The following is a 14,154-nucleotide window of genomic DNA, read 5'->3' on the forward strand; positions in this document are numbered from 1 at the left end:
CGAGCGGACGGACCCGAGCGGCCGGAGCGGGCGCGAGCCGCCCACGACCACCCACCACCCGAGGAGAGGAACCACTCGATGGAGCACTACACGATCGCCGAGGTCGCCGAGGAGAGCCCCGACTTCCGGCGCGTCCTGTGGACCGGCGAGCACACCCAGCTCGTGATCATGACCATCCCGGCGGGAGGTGAGATCGGGGAGGAGGTCCACGAGGAGATCGACCAGATCCTCACGTTCGTCTCCGGGCACGGCGAGGCCGTCGTGGGAGGCCAGAAGCGCAAGGTCGCGGCGGGCGACCTCGTCGTCGTCCCCGCGGGCAAGAAGCACAACTTCCTCAACACGGGCGAGAACCCGCTGATCCTCTACACGGTCTACGGCCCGCCCGAGCACGCGGACGGCGCGGTGCACCGCACCAAGGAGGAGGCGGACGCCGCGGAGGAGGCCGGCAAGGACGAGCCCCCGACGTCCTGAGCCGTCGACATCCCCCGACGACGGGCGCTCACCGCACGTGCGGAGGGCGCCCGTCGTCGCGCGGGGCAGGGCGGCCCGGGACCCCGAGGAGGCGCGGCGTGCGGCGGCGGTAGCGCTCGTACGCCGCGCCGAACCGCTCGGCGAGGTGGACCTCCTCGTGCCGGGTCTTGCGGTCGAGCACGACGACCAGCCCGAGCCATGAGACGAGCGGCTCGGGCCGTCGGCGCAGCACCGCGAACGCCCCCGTCGCGAGGACGAGGCCCGCGTACACGGGGTGCCGGCTCACCCCGTACGCGCCGTCCGTCAGGAGCTCGGCGTCGTCGGGCGGGACGACGCGCGGCGTGAGCCGTGAGCCGTGCGGGAGGGCTCCCGCGACCGAGAGCGCCGCACCGACGAGGCCGGTCGACACGGCGGCGACGACGACGGCCCGGGGGAGCGCCCACCGGGCGCGACCAGGCCAGGCGGTACCCGCGATCGTCAGGGCCTGGGCCGCGACGAGCGGCGTGTCGTGGCGCACGCACCCAGGATGACGCACCGACGCGCGCCCCGTCGGGCCGCGTGCGGGAGGACGCGTCGAAGGTCCCACGACCGCGCCAGGACGCGGGAGGAGGATCGTCCCATGGCCAGGCGGGCGACGGACGCGTACCGGGTGCTCTCGTGCGAGAGCCGCCAGACGATCCTGCGCCTGCTCCAGGACCACGGGGCCCCGATGGGCGTCGAGGACGTCGCCGCGGGCGTCGGGCGGCACGTCAACACGGTGCGGGAGCACCTCGACCGGATGGTCGGGGCGGGGTTCCTCGAGCGCAGCCCCGAGGTGCGCACGACGCGCGGCCGCCCCCGGATGCTCTACCGCGCGCTGCCCGTCGCCCCCGTCACGGACCCCGACCAGGCCGTCCGCGACCAGCTCGTCCGCGTGCTGCTGGCCGGCTACGGGACCGAGCGCGGGAGCCGTCGCCCCATGGCCGAGGAGGCCGGTGAGCGCTGGGCGCTCGACTTCCCCTGCACGACGGCGGGCCACGACGACGGCACCGCGGACTCGCAGATGACGGCGCTCGAGCGGCACTTCCGCGACCTGGGCTTCTCGCCCGTGCTCGACCGCTCCGCACGGTCGCTCCGCCTCGAGCACTGCCCGTTCGCCGACCTCGTCACCGAGCACGGCGACGTCGTGTGCGGCGTGCACCTGGGCCTCGCCCGCGGGATGCTCGCGCGCCACGAGGGGCCGCTGACCGTCGACAGCATCGGACGCCGCGACGGCGCCTGCGAGATCCGGCTGCGCGAGCGCCAGGACGTCGCGGCACCGCGTGCGGCGGTCGCCGCCGCGACCGCCTGACCCCGCGCCCCGGATCCGACGGGGCCGCGCCCTGCGTCCGACCGGGCCGCCCTGCGTCCGCCGGGGCCGTGCCCTGCGTCCGACGGGGCCGCGCCCTGCGTCCGACGGGGCTGCGGCCCGCTCCCGCCCCGCGTCAGGGCGCCTCGACCACGTGCACGGTCCCGGTGTACATGCCCATGGCGCACGAGTAGTCGAGCCGGCCCTCCTCGGGCGCGGGCAGCTCGAGGACGGTCACGCCCGGCTGGAGCAGCACCGGCGCGCTCCCCGTCCCCAGCGCGGGCGCGTAGAGCGCGCTCGCGCAGCTCGGCACCGTCGAGTCGATCTCCCAGCGCAGCGGGACGCCGGCCAGGACGGTCGCGACCTGCGGCTCGTACCCGTCCACGACCTGCGTGGTCCGCAGCACCTGGACGCCGTCCTCGACCGTGACGTTCGCCGAGACCGCACCCGCCGCTCCACCCGCGACGTCGGCCGAATCGCCGGCACGGCCGAGACCGGGCGCCAGGACCGTGACGGCGCCACCCACGTTGACGGCCGCGAACGCGAGCACCACGACGCCCGCGACCCGGAAGAACCGGGGCGACGCGCCGCCGCGCGCGAGCGACGTCAGCCCGCCGATCCCCAGCAGACCGGGGACGGTCCCGAGCGCGAAGAGCGCCATGACGGCCCCGGCACGCAGCGGGCTGCCCGTCGCGAGCGCGTACAGCTGGACGGTCTGCGTGAACCCGCAGGGCAGCAGGAACGAGGCGGCGCCGACGGCGGCGGCCCGCGCGTCGCTGTACCGCGCCTCCGCCCGCCCCTCGAGGCCCAGCCGCGCCGCGAGACCCGCCGGAAGGGCGAGCGAGCCGCGTGCGAGACGCGGCGAGACGCCCGTGAGCTGGAGCCCGACGGCGACCATCGCCAGCGAGACCACGAGCGTCAGCAGCGCGACGGTCCCGCCGCTCATGCGCACCGCCGAGCCGACCGCGCCGAGCAGCGCGCCCAGCACGCCGAACCCGACGACGCGCCCCACGTTGAACGCGACGTGCGGCCGCAGGCGTCGCGCCGTCGTCGCCTCGGGGTGCTGCTGCGCGTGGCGGCTCGAGACCGCGAGCACCAGGCCGCCGACGAGCGCCATGCACGTCGACAGGCCGGCCGCGACGCCGAGCAGCACCACGAGGGCGAGGCTCCCGCTCGTCCCGAGGGCCCCGAGCCGCGCCGACACGTCCTCGACGCCCGCGGCACGGGCGAGCGCCGCGACACCGAGCACCGCGACCGTCGCGAGCGCCACGTCGCGCCACACCCGGGCGTCGCGCGAGACCCACGCGCGCGAGTCCTGCCCGAGCGAGTAGCCCGCGGCCACGACGGCGGCCTGCACCGCGTCGGTCGTGGCACGTCGGTCGGCGTCCGCGTCGGTCACGACGCGGACGCGTCCGGTCGTCGCGGACACGTCGACGGAGCGCACGCCGGGCACCGCCCGGACGGCGCGTCCCACGCGCACCTCGCACGATCGGCACGTCATCCCACGCACCGCGATGTCGGTCCTGGCCACGGCTCTCCCTCCCGGGCGTCGCGTTCCCGGTCGCAGAACGGTACGTGCCCGACGGCGCCCGTCGCGCGGGACCCACGTCCCGGGCTCACCGAGGACGTCCGCACCGGGTGAATCCCTCGGCCGGTCGGGCCGATCGGGTTGAGTCCGGCCCGTGGCTGTCGATGGTTCACCTGATGAGCGACGAGCCGCGGGAGACGTCGGGGGCCACCACGGTCCTCCTGCTGGGTCATGTCCGTGAGCGCGGCGGCGACGCCGCGGTCGCCGAGATGCTGCGGCGGGCGGACGTCCCGCTCACGGCCGCGCAGCTGACCGACACCGCGACGTGGATCTCGTACGCGACGCGCATCCGCCTCTTCGCGGCCGCGACCGAGGTGCTCGGTGACCCGACGACGATGCGTCAGGTCGGCCGCAGCGCCGCGGTGCACGGCGCGCACCACGCGCTCATCGTCCTGCTGCGGGGCATGGGCACGCCGCGGGCCGTCTACCGCGTGCTGCACAAGGCCGTGCCGAAGTTCACCACGACGTCCACGATGCGCGTCCTGACGACGACGGCGCGCTCGGCGCAGCTCGACTACCGGCTCCACGACGGGTACGAGCACTCGCGCCTCGACTGCGAGTACGCGCAGGGCCTCTTCGAGGCGGTGCCCACGCTGTTCGGGCTGCCCCTCGGCCACGTCCTGCACGACCGCTGCCAGTCCGACGGCCACCCGTCGTGCACGTACGAGGTGACGTGGGCCCCCCGGCGGCGCCTGCGCGCGGGCGAGCGCGAGCGCGACCGCGCCGTCGAGGTGCGCGCGCTGCGCGGGCAGATCGAGGAGCTCCAGCACGCCGCCTCGGACCTGGTCGCCAGCAGCGACGTCGGGCAGGCGCTCGACCGGATCGTCGAGCGCGCGGCCGCCGCGGTGCTCGCACCCGCCTACCTCCTGGTCGTCGAGCCCGACGAGGGCGGCGAGCCCGACGTCCGCTCGGCGGGCCTGACGCCCGAGCGCCGCGACGCGATCGCGTCCGACCTCCTCCACGGGCGCCCCGTCGGGGCCTCCGTCGCGGTCGTCGACGTCGCCTCCCGTCGCCGGCGGCACGGGCGGCTCGCCGTCGTCTACGGACCCGAGCACGCACCGCTCGTCGAGGACCTCGGCATGCTCGAGGCGTACGCGGGTCACGCCGCGGCCGCGCTCGACCTCCTGAGCGCGCTCGAGGAGTCGCGACGGCACGGCGAGCGGGCATCCGCGCTGCTCGCCCTCGCGGAGGACCTCGCGCGCGCCGACGACGAGACGAAGGTCGGTGAGGTCGCGGCGGGTGCCGTGCCCGGTGTGGTCGGGAGCCGGTCGGCGACCGTGATGCTCTGGGACCCGGGAGCAGGTGCGCTGACCCCTGTCGCGTCGGGTGGGCTGCGGTCCGACCAGCGTCGGTTCCTCCTGGGCCACCACGTGCGCGCGGACGAGTCGCCCGAGATGGCGATGCTCCTGACCCGTCGGGACCCGGTCGTGCTGCGCCGGTCCGAGGTCAGCGTGAGCCTGCGCCCGATCTTCGACGGGCTCGAGGTCGAGACGGTCGTCGTCGCGCCGCTCGTCGCCGGGTCGGCGCTCCTCGGCGTCCTGACCGCGGGGTGGACGACGGTCCTCGAGGGGCGCTCGCTCGAGGAGGCGAGCAGCCGGGTCGTGGCCGTGAGCGCCCAGGCCGCGACCGCGCTGGAGAAGGCGCGCCTGCTCACGACCGTCCGGCACCAGGCGATGCACGACGCGCTGAGCGGGCTGCCCAACCGCGTCCTGTTCACGCGCACGCTCGACGAGACGCTGCGCGCGGCCGAGCCCGGATCCGCGACCGCGGTGCTCTTCTGCGACCTCGACCGGTTCAAGCACGTCAACGACGAGCTCGGCCACGCCGCCGGCGACGAGCTGCTGCGCCAGGTCGCGGCCCGCCTGCGCGGCGTCTTCCGGCCGGGCGACCTGGTCGGCCGGCTCAGCGGTGACGAGTTCGCCGTCGTGCTCGCCGCCGTGGACGAGCCGAGCGCGCTCGCGGTCGCGTCACGCGTGGTCGAGTCGCTCGACCAGCCGTTCCGCATCGAGGGGCGTGAGCTGCGCGTCACGGTGAGCGTCGGCGTCGCGCTGCACACCGGCACCGACGGTCGCGGCGACCGGCTGCTCGCAGCCGCGGACGCCGCGATGTACGACGCGAAGCAGGCCGGCCGGAACCAGGTCGCCCTCGCGGGGGCCGTGACGAGCCGGCTCGTCGTGCCGTCGCTCGAGGCCGAGCTCGGCCGCGCGGTCGAGAGCGGTCAGCTGCGCCTGTACTTCCAGCCGGTCGTCGACATCGCGGGGGACGGCGCGCCCGTCGTCGTGGGCGCCGAGGCGCTCCTGCGCTGGGCGCACCCGCGCCTCGGCCTCCTCGCGCCCGGTGCGTTCCTGCCGCTCGCCGAGGAGACCGGCCTCGTCACCGACCTGGACCTGTGGGCCGTCGACGCGGCGTGTGCGGCCGTGTCGGCGTGGCCCCAGGACGGGCGCCGTCTGCGCGTCGCGGTCAACCTCGCGGGCAGCACGCTCGTCGACGACCGCCTGGGCGCTACCGTGCGCGACGCGCTGCGCCGCCACGGCGTCTCACCGGACCAGCTCGACCTCGAGGTCGTCGAGAGCCGGTCGCTCGTCGACCTGCCAGGCGTCGTCGACCACATCGCCGAGCTGCGGCAGATGGGGCTGCGGATCGCGCTCGACGACTTCGGCACCGGGTTCTCGACGCTCGCGTGGCTCCAGGCGCTGCCCGTGGACCAGGTCAAGATCGACCGCTCGTTCGTCATGCGGCTGCCCGACGACGCGGCGTCGCTCGCGGTCGTCCGCGGCGTCGTGGCGCTCGCCGAGGAGATCGGGCTCGACGTCGTCGCCGAGGGCGTCGAGACCGCCGAGCAGCTCGCGGCGCTGCGTGCCGCCGGCTGCCGTCACGTCCAGGGCTACCTCCTGGGCCGCCCCGCACCGCTGCTCGACGTCGTGGGACCGACCCGCGCCCGCACGACGCCGCACGACGACCACCCGGTGTGGGAGGCGGCCCCCGACGCGCGGCCCGCCGACGGGCTCGCCGCCGACGCGGTGACCGAGCCGATGCCCGAGGTCTGACCGGCTCAGCCGCGTGCCGCGTGCCGCTCGAGGAACGCGTACACCTCGGCGTCGTCGACCCCCGGGAACGTCCCGCCCGGCAGCGGTGCCAGGACCTGCGCGTGCAGCGCGGCGCTCGGCCACGCGTGCGCCGACCAGCGGTCCGCGAGCCCCGGGTCGGGGCGGCGGCAGCACGCCGGGTCCGGGCAGCGCGACGTGGCGCGCGTGGTGGTGTCGCGCCCGCGGAACCACTTCGCCGCCGCGAACGGCACACCCACCGTGATCGAGAAGGCGCCCGTCGACGTCGAGCCCGTCTGGGTCGTGCACCAGAAGGTCCCCTCGGGGGTGTCCGTGTACTGGTAGTACTCGGTGGTCCGGTCGCGTCGCTCGAACGCCGACCGCGCAGCCCACTGCCGGCACACCAGCTGTCCCTCGATCGCACCCGTGCCGTCCGTGGGGAACCGCACGCCGTCGTTCTCGTAGCCCTTGTACAGCGCGCCGTCGTCGCCCACGCGCAGGAAGTGCAGGCGGACGTCGAGCTGGGACGTCATGAGGTTGGTCATGCGCTGCGCGGCGGTCTCGTGCGTCACGCCGAACGCGTCGCGGAAGTCCTCGACGGCGAGGTCCCTGGTGCGCTTGGCCTCGGTGAGGAACGCGACGGCCGCGGTGCGCGGCAGCAGGCACGCGGCCGCGAAGTAGTTGATCTCGACGCGCTGACGCAGGAAGTCGGCGTAGCTGCGCGGCTTGGCGTGCCCGAGGACGCGGTGCGCGATCGCCTGGAGAGCGAGGGACCGCAGCCCGTGCCCGCCGGGGATCGAGGCCGGCGGCAGGTAGATGCGCCCGGTGGCGAGGTCGGTGACCGTCCGCGTCGAGTGCGGGAGGTCGTCCACGTGGATGAGCGTGAGGCCGAGGTGCTCGGCCATGCGCGCGACGGCGCGGTGCGTGAGCGCGCCCGAGGTGTACCCCCCGTGCCGCAGGGTCTCCTCGGCGGCGTCCTCGATCTCGGGCAGGAAGTTGTCGCGCTCGCGCATCCAGTGCCGCAGCGCCGTCGTCGCGCGGCGCGCCTCCTCGGGCGTCGCGATCGCGGCGTCCTCGCGCCGCGCGAGCTCGCGGTGCAGCCCGACGAGCGCCTCGAGCGCCTCGGTGGGCAGCGTGCGTCCCGGGCGGACCGCCGGCAGGTGCAGCCCCGCGTAGAGCGCCGACGCCTGGGCGCGCTCGAGCTCGATCTCGAGCGCCGCGCGCCGCGACGGCGGCTCCTCCGCGAGCAGGTCGGTCGTGGTCGTGCCGAGCGCCTCGGCGACGCGCTGGAGGAGCGTGAGCCGGGGCTCGCGGCGGCCGTTCTCGACGAGCGAGAGCTGGCTCGCGGTGGTCCCGACGGCCGAGCCCAGCTGGTCCAGCGTGAGGCCGCGCTGCGTGCGCAGGTGCCTGATGCGGCGTCCCAGGGTGAGCAGGCCGCCGGTCGCGGGAACGGGTCGTGGGTCGTCGGGGATCGCGATGATCGCGCGCGACCGGCGGGGCTCGGAACGGGACTCGTTGCCGGAGTCGGCACGGGACTCGGCACGGGACTCAGCCATGGCATGACGGTAGCGAAAGAATCGCGGAAATTGCCACGGGTTCGCGTTGAAAGACTGCGCCAGGTGGCGCACGGTGGGGGAGGAGGCGCCGGACGGCGGCGCCGGGAGGGACACCATGACCACGCTCCAGGACCGCCCCGCCGCCCCGACGCACGCCGCCGACGGGGACCTCCGACGGTCCGGCCCCCCGCCGGCGGGTCAGGGCGCCCCGCCGACGCGCCACCGGGCGCTGCGTGCGTGGGTCGCGGCGCTGGCCGAGCTGACGCGGCCGGACGACGTCGTGTGGTGCGACGGGTCGGCCGAGGAGTACGAGCGCCTGTGCCGTCACCTCGTCGCGGACGGCACGTTCCTCCCCCTGAACCCGGACAAGCGCCCGCGGTCCTTCCTCGCCCGGTCCCACCCCGACGACGTGGCGCGCGTCGAGAGCCGCACCTTCATCTGCTCGGAGCACCCCGACGACGCCGGGCCGACCAACCACTGGCGCTCACCCGCGGCGATGCGCACCGAGCTCACGTCGCTCTTCGCGGGGGCGATGCGCGGACGCACGATGTACGTCATCCCGTTCTCGATGGGCCCGGTCGGCTCACCCCTCGCGCAGTACGGCGTCGAGGTCACGGACTCGCCGTACGTCGTCGTCAGCATGCACCTCATGACGCGGGTCGGGACGCGCGTCCTCGACCAGCTCGGCGAGGACGGCGACTTCGTGCCCGCGGTGCACAGCGTCGGCATGCCGCTGGTCGACGACGCGGGCCACCGCACGCCCGACGTCCCCTGGCCGTGCAACCCCACCAAGTACATCGTTCACTTCCCCGAGAGCCGCGAGATCTGGTCCTACGGCTCGGGGTACGGCGGCAACGCGCTGCTCGGCAAGAAGTGCTTCGCGCTGCGCATCGCGTCCGCCATCGGCCGCGACGAGGGCTGGCTCGCCGAGCACATGCTGCTGCTCCGGCTCACCTCGCCCGAGGGTCGTGCGCACCACGTGGCCGCGGCCTTCCCCTCGGCGTGCGGCAAGACGAACCTCGCGATGCTGCGCCCGACGCTGCCCGGCTGGACCGCCGAGACGATCGGCGACGACATCGCGTGGATGCGCCCCGGACCCGACGGCTCCCTGCGCGCGATCAACCCCGAGGCGGGCTTCTTCGGCGTCGCCCCGGGGACGGGCGAGACCTCCAACCCCACGGCCGTCGCGATGGTCGCGTCCGACACCGTCTTCACCAACGTCGCCCTCACCGACGACGGCGACGTGTGGTGGGAGGGCCTCACCGACACCCCGCCCGCGCACCTCGTCGACTGGCGCGGCGAGGACTGGACGCCCGACTCGGGCCGGCCAGCGGCGCACCCGAACTCGCGGTTCACGGTCGCCGCCGAGCGCTGCCCGAGCATCGCACCCGACTGGGACCACCCGGACGGCGTGCCCGTCGACGCGATCGTGTTCGGCGGCCGCCGGGCGAGCAACGTCCCGCTCGTGCTCGAGGCGGACGACTGGGCGCACGGCGTGTTCCTCGGGGCGACCATCGCGTCCGAGCAGACCGCCGCGGCCGAGGGGACCGTGGGCGAGCTGCGGCGCGACCCGTTCGCGATGCTCCCGTTCTGCGGCTACCACATGGCCGACCACTGGGCGCACTGGCTCCGCACGGGGGAGCGGCTCGGCGACCGCGCGCCGCGGATCTTCCAGGTCAACTGGTTCCGCAAGGACGCGGACGGCCGCTACCTGTGGCCCGGGTTCGGCGAGAACTCGCGGGTGCTCGAGTGGGTGCTCCGCCGCGTCGAGGGCTCGGCCCGCGCGCAGGCCACGCCGGTCGGCCTGGTCCCCGCGGAGGGTGCTCTCGACCTGACGGGTCTCGACCTGCCCGAGCGGGACCTCGCGGAGCTGTTCGCGGTCGACCGCGACGCGTGGCTCGCCGAGTGCGACCTCACGGAGGAGTTCTTCGCCCGGTTCGGGGACCGCGTCCCCGACGAGCTGCGGGCTCAGCTCGGCCGGCTGCGCGCGCGGCTCGGCGCCTGACGCGACCCGCCCGTCCGGGACGCCGACGGCGTCGTCCCGGGCGGTGCGGGCGCACCACCTCAGCCGACGGACGGGCCGCCGTCCGAGCGCCGCCCGAGCAGCACCGGCAGCGCGAACCAGGCGCCGACCAGGACGGTCAGCAGGCTGCCGGCGGCCCACAGCGCCGCGGTCCGGTCGACCACGACGTCGAAGACCAGCAGGACGACCCCGCTCACGGTCAGCGCGAGGAAGACCAGTCCCACGCGCATGAGGCGGTCGGCCGCGGTCACGAGCACCGACTTGGCGCGCCGACGGAAGAGCTGTCGGTGCAGGCTCACGGGTGCGACCAGGAGGGCCGTCGTCGTGGCGGCCAGGAGGACGAGGACGAGGTACAGCTGCTTGTGCTCCGCGCCGAGGTCCGTGAACCGGCTCTGGAACGGGACCGTGAGCAGGAAGCCCGTGAGGATCTGGATGCCCGTCTGCGTGACGCGCAGCTCCTGGAGGATCTCGCCCCAGTTGCGGTCGAGCCGCTCGACCGGGGTCTCGCGACGTCCGTCCGGCCCGGGCTCCCGCCCGGCGCGCTCGTCCTGGTCGCGGGCCATGGCCGTCCTCTCGCCGGGGACGACGGGGCGGGGGCCACCGTCGGAACGGGGGAAGTGTGCCGCACGAGGGGGCCGGTGCGCTCGCGGAAGCGCACGTCGCCCGCGCACCTCGGATGCGGCCGGTGCGTGCCGGCGGCGCCCGGCGCCCGGTCGGCACGCCGGGCGGGGCGCGGGCTGCTGTCGGCTCGGCGACGGAATCCGTCGCGGGCTACGAGCCCCGGAACGAGTGCGCCCCCGCTCGCCGGGCGAGCGGGGGCGATGACGGCCGTCTCGCCTGCACAGGGCGTCACGCACCGCCGCGACCCGAGGGTCGGCCATCGCTCTCGCGGTGGCATGGAGGAATACCGACGACGGTAACGCGTACTCCGTTCGGGTGCACCCCCTCGACGGAATCCGTTCCAAGCCCGACCCACACCCGTCCCATGGTTGTCACATACGGGCACCGGGTCCCGACCGGGCCCGCGAGCGGGCGGTCCCACCGCCCCACCGCGCGGCCGGTCCCGCCGCCCCGCCGCGCGGTCGACCCGGGTCGTGGTGATGATGGACGGATGGACCCGTCGAGCACGATCCCCACCGAGCACGCACGCACCGCGGACCTCGTCCGCCAGGTCACGGTCCTCGTCGGGTCGCTCGTCGCGATCGCCGGCGCGTTGGTCGGGTCCGGCGCCGCGGGCGGCGAGTCGCAGACCGAGGTGGGCGACGGCGCTCTCGCGGCCGACGCGACGCTCGTCGCGCCGGCCGGGCCGGCCTTCTCGATCTGGTCGGTCATCTACACGGGCCTCCTCGCCTACGCGGTCTGGCAGGCGCTGCCGTCGCGGCGCACCGACGCCCGGCAGCGGCGCGTCGGCTGGCTCGTGCTCGCGTCCATGGTCCTCAACGCCGCGTGGATCGCCGTGGTGCAGGCGGACGCGCTCGTCTGGAGCGTGCCCGTGATCGTCGCGCTGCTCGTCGTCCTCGCGGTCGTGCACGTGCGCCTCGTCGCCTCGCGGGCGTCGGGGCTGCTCGAGCGCGTCGTCCTCGACGGCACGCTCGGCCTCTACCTCGGGTGGGTCTGCGTCGCGACGGTCGCCAACGTGGCTGCCGTGCTCACCGCCGAGGGTCTGACGGTCCTGGCGCTCGGCCCCGAGGCGTGGGCCGCGGTCGTCCTGGCCGTCGCGGCCCTCGTCGGCATCGGCCTGGCCGTGCACGGCCGGGGTCGCCTCGCGATCGGTGCCGCGATCGCCTGGGGCCTGGCGTGGATCGCCGTCGCGCGCTCGACCGGTGAGCCGACGTCGCTCACCACCGCCGTCGCCGCCGCGACCGCGGCGGCGGCCGTGGTCATCGCGACCCTCATGATGCGGCTGCGGCGCGACGAGGACGCGGGCGTCATGGCGTGACGACCGTCCGCCGCGCCCGCCGGGCGCGGCAGGACGGCCGGTCGTGACGGGCTCGCGCCCGCCCTGTCAGAGGTAGCGCAGCGGGTCGAACTCGTCGAGCGAGATGATCCGCAGGCGCGGCAGCCGGACGTTGAACGCCTGGACGTCGGTCTCGAGGTCGTGGATCTCGAGACCGCCTTCGGTCAGCTGCTGCAGCTGGGTGCTCGTGAACTCCTTGAACGCGAGCATCCCGACGTGGCGCCCCGGTCCCAGGAGCGCCGCGAGCTGCGGTGCGAAGTCGCCGTCGTGGCTCGCGAGGAGGACGTCCCCCGCGCGGTCGGCCAACGCGTCCAGCGTGCGCTGGATGCCGATGTCGACGACCTTCTCGTGCGCCTCGCCGGCCAGCGGGATCGGCTGGAAGCCGATCGCCATGAGCGCCTGGACGAACGACATGGGCATCGTGCCGTGCGACGCGTTGAGGAAGAACAGCCCCTTGACGTCGTCGGCGCCCCACACGCCCCGCGCGAAGTCGAGCACGCGCTCCCAGCGCGGCCGCTGCTCGGGCGACGGCCGGGCGTTGAGGATCGAGCCGCCGAGCGTCGCGTCGATGTTCTCGCCGTCGACCAGGAGGTACGTCGTGCGACGCCGCGCGCCGTCGCGCTCCGCGTCCGTCGTGCTGTCGGTGATCACGCGACAGAGCCTACGGGGGCGGGCGCCGGTCCGGGGGCGCCGCACGCACGCGCCCCCGGACCGAGGTGCCGCGCACGTGGCAGCACGCCGGTCCGAGCCGGCCACCTGCCCGTCAGGGGTAGAGACCGCGAGTGCGGTGCGCCGTGGCGACGCGCTCGACGCCGATCAGCATCGCGGCGTCGCGGAGCGTGACCTCCTCGCGGCGCGCGACCTCCGCGACCGCCGCGTACGCCTGGAGCATGCGCTGCTCGAGCCGCTGCTCGATCTCCTGCTCGCTCCACCAGTAGGCCTGCTGGGCCTGGACCCACTCGAAGTACGACACGACGACGCCGCCCGCGTTCGCGAGGATGTCGGGCACCACCGTGACCCCGCGCCGCGTGAGCATCGCGTCGGCGTCGGCCGTCGTCGGGCCGTTGGCGCCCTCCACGACGAACTCCGCCTTGACCTCGTTCGCGTTGCGGGCCGTGATGACGCCCTCGACCGCGGCCGGGACGAGCATGTCGACGTCGAGCGTGAGCAGGTCGGCGTTGTCGACGGGGTCGGCGGCGTCGAAGTCGACGACCGAGCCCGTCCGGCGCACGTGGTCGACCAGCCGGGCCATGTCGAGCCCGCCCTCGCGGCGCACGCCGCCGTACTGGTCGCTCACGGCCTCGACCTTCGCCCCGGCCTGCGCGAAGAACACCGACGCGTGGGAGCCGACCTTGCCGAAGCCCTGGACCGCGACGCGAACGCCGCGCAGGTCACGGCCCACCTCGCGCAGCGCCGCGCGTGCCGAGTGCACGACGCCGCGCGACGTCGCGGTCGCGCGCCCGAGGGAGCCGCCGACCTCGAGCGGCTTGCCGGTGACGATGCCGGGGATCGTGTAGCCCTGGTTGACCGAGTACGTGTCCATGACCCACGCCATGGTCCGCGCGTCGGTCCCGATGTCGGGCGCCATGATGTCCCGCTCGGGCCCGATCATCGGCATGATCTCGCTCGTGTAGCGGCGGGTGACGCGCTCGAGCTCGGCCGAGGAGTACTGACGCGGGTCGATCGCGACGCCGCCCTTCGCGCCGCCGTACGGCAGCTCCACGATCGCGCACTTCCACGTCATCCACATCGCGAGCGCGCGCACCTCGTCGACGTCGACGCTCGGGTGGAAGCGCAGCCCGCCCTTGCCCGGTCCCCGGCTGACGTTGTGCTGGACGCGGAAGCCGTGGAACAGCGCGGTGGTGCCGTCGTCGCGGCGCAGCGGGATGGCGACGTTGATCTCCCGACGCGGCGTCGCGAGCATCGCGTGCATGCCCGGGTCGAGGCCGAGCCGCTCGACCGCGCGCGCGAGCTGCACCTGCGCGGTCTCGAGCGGGCCGGGATGGCTGGGGTGCGCCGCCTTGGGCGCGATGTCCGGGACGGCGTCGACGGGGTGCGTCTGCTCGGTCTCCGGCTCGGTCGTCGTCATGTCGCTGGCCTCCTGGGTGCGGGATGCAGGCAGGGACCGGCTCCGGGTCGTCGTCGGCCCCGCGCCTACTCTGGCACCTCCCGGGCACGAGTGCCGACT

At 75.3% G+C, this 14,154-nt stretch carries 11 protein-coding genes; 5 read left to right on the forward strand and 6 right to left on the reverse strand.

The genetic code is table 11. The annotated features are described in order from the left end of the window. Positions 1-78 precede the first annotated feature (78 nt). Entirely contained in the window at positions 79-471 is a 393-nt protein-coding gene (locus IEV86_RS12710; RefSeq protein ID WP_043605260.1) for a cupin domain-containing protein, read from the forward strand. A 28-nt stretch (positions 472-499) separates the two neighbouring features. Here IEV86_RS12710 and IEV86_RS12715 read toward each other — a convergent pair whose 3' ends face one another. After that, positions 500-988, reverse strand: a complete 489-nt coding sequence (locus tag IEV86_RS12715; RefSeq protein WP_052426114.1) for a methyltransferase family protein — start codon at positions 986-988, stop codon at positions 500-502. 102 nt (positions 989-1,090) lie between these two features. On the opposite strand from IEV86_RS12715, the gene IEV86_RS12720 reads away from it, so the two are divergent. After that, positions 1,091-1,801 carry a helix-turn-helix transcriptional regulator gene (locus IEV86_RS12720; RefSeq protein ID WP_052426115.1) on the forward strand — a complete coding sequence of 237 codons (711 nt, stop codon included), beginning with the start codon at positions 1,091-1,093 and terminating at the stop codon, positions 1,799-1,801. A 133-nt stretch (positions 1,802-1,934) separates the two neighbouring features. Here IEV86_RS12720 and IEV86_RS12725 read toward each other — a convergent pair whose 3' ends face one another. Further along, positions 1,935-3,329: an urease accessory protein UreH domain-containing protein gene (locus IEV86_RS12725; protein WP_152605613.1), complete on the reverse strand. Its 1,395-nt coding sequence runs from the start codon at positions 3,327-3,329 to the stop codon at positions 1,935-1,937. A 173-nt stretch (positions 3,330-3,502) separates the two neighbouring features. Here IEV86_RS12725 and IEV86_RS12730 point away from each other — a divergent pair, with 173 nt between their 5' ends. Then, the gene (locus IEV86_RS12730) at positions 3,503-6,433 is read left to right on the forward strand and encodes a putative bifunctional diguanylate cyclase/phosphodiesterase (RefSeq protein ID WP_161784036.1); all 2,931 of its coding nucleotides are present in this window, start codon (positions 3,503-3,505) and stop codon (positions 6,431-6,433) included. 5 nt (positions 6,434-6,438) lie between these two features. Here the strand turns inward: IEV86_RS12730 and IEV86_RS12735 are convergent, their stop codons facing one another. Next, the gene (locus tag IEV86_RS12735) at positions 6,439-7,986 is read right to left on the reverse strand and encodes a helix-turn-helix transcriptional regulator (protein WP_081978656.1); all 1,548 of its coding nucleotides are present in this window, start codon (positions 7,984-7,986) and stop codon (positions 6,439-6,441) included. Positions 7,987-8,101: 115 nt separating this feature from the next. Between IEV86_RS12735 and IEV86_RS12740 the strand changes: the two genes are divergently transcribed. After that, positions 8,102-9,991 carry a phosphoenolpyruvate carboxykinase (GTP) gene (locus IEV86_RS12740; protein ID WP_081978657.1) on the forward strand — a complete coding sequence of 630 codons (1,890 nt, stop codon included), beginning with the start codon at positions 8,102-8,104 and terminating at the stop codon, positions 9,989-9,991. 59 nt (positions 9,992-10,050) lie between these two features. Here IEV86_RS12740 and IEV86_RS12745 read toward each other — a convergent pair whose 3' ends face one another. Beyond that, entirely contained in the window at positions 10,051-10,572 is a 522-nt protein-coding gene (locus IEV86_RS12745; RefSeq protein ID WP_043605273.1) for a DUF6328 family protein, read from the reverse strand. Positions 10,573-11,120: 548 nt separating this feature from the next. Between IEV86_RS12745 and IEV86_RS12750 the strand changes: the two genes are divergently transcribed. Next, positions 11,121-11,948 (forward strand): TspO-related membrane protein, encoded by an 828-nt coding sequence (locus tag IEV86_RS12750; protein ID WP_052426116.1) that lies wholly within the window; start codon positions 11,121-11,123, stop codon positions 11,946-11,948. A 66-nt stretch (positions 11,949-12,014) separates the two neighbouring features. Here IEV86_RS12750 and IEV86_RS12755 read toward each other — a convergent pair whose 3' ends face one another. Both IEV86_RS12755 and IEV86_RS12760 read right to left on the reverse strand, forming a co-directional pair. After that, the gene (locus IEV86_RS12755) at positions 12,015-12,617 is read right to left on the reverse strand and encodes an NYN domain-containing protein (protein WP_229734638.1); all 603 of its coding nucleotides are present in this window, start codon (positions 12,615-12,617) and stop codon (positions 12,015-12,017) included. Between the two features lie 112 nt (positions 12,618-12,729). Next, on the reverse strand, positions 12,730-14,055 hold the full coding sequence (locus tag IEV86_RS12760) for a Glu/Leu/Phe/Val family dehydrogenase (RefSeq protein WP_081978658.1): 1,326 nt from the start codon (positions 14,053-14,055) through the stop codon (positions 12,730-12,732). Positions 14,056-14,154: the final 99 nt, after the last annotated feature.

The sequence above is a fragment of the Cellulomonas carbonis genome (assembly GCF_014636275.1).
In the GTDB taxonomy this organism is placed as follows: Bacteria; Actinomycetota; Actinomycetes; order Actinomycetales; family Cellulomonadaceae; genus Actinotalea; species Actinotalea carbonis.

Bases quoted from the DNA above. Each gene is read 5' to 3' on its own strand.
- IEV86_RS12710 (WP_043605260.1), top strand. From the start codon at position 79: ATGGAGCACTACACGATCGCCGAGGTCGCCGAGGAGAGCCCCGACTTC.
- IEV86_RS12720 (WP_052426115.1), top strand. From the start codon at position 1,091: ATGGCCAGGCGGGCGACGGACGCGTACCGGGTGCTCTCGTGCGAGAGC.
- IEV86_RS12730 (WP_161784036.1), top strand. From the start codon at position 3,503: ATGAGCGACGAGCCGCGGGAGACGTCGGGGGCCACCACGGTCCTCCTG.
- IEV86_RS12735 (WP_081978656.1), bottom strand. From the start codon at position 7,986: ATGGCTGAGTCCCGTGCCGAGTCCCGTGCCGACTCCGGCAACGAGTCC.
- IEV86_RS12740 (WP_081978657.1), top strand. From the start codon at position 8,102: ATGACCACGCTCCAGGACCGCCCCGCCGCCCCGACGCACGCCGCCGAC.
- IEV86_RS12745 (WP_043605273.1), bottom strand. From the start codon at position 10,572: ATGGCCCGCGACCAGGACGAGCGCGCCGGGCGGGAGCCCGGGCCGGAC.
- IEV86_RS12750 (WP_052426116.1), top strand. From the start codon at position 11,121: ATGGACCCGTCGAGCACGATCCCCACCGAGCACGCACGCACCGCGGAC.
- IEV86_RS12760 (WP_081978658.1), bottom strand. From the start codon at position 14,055: ATGACGACGACCGAGCCGGAGACCGAGCAGACGCACCCCGTCGACGCC.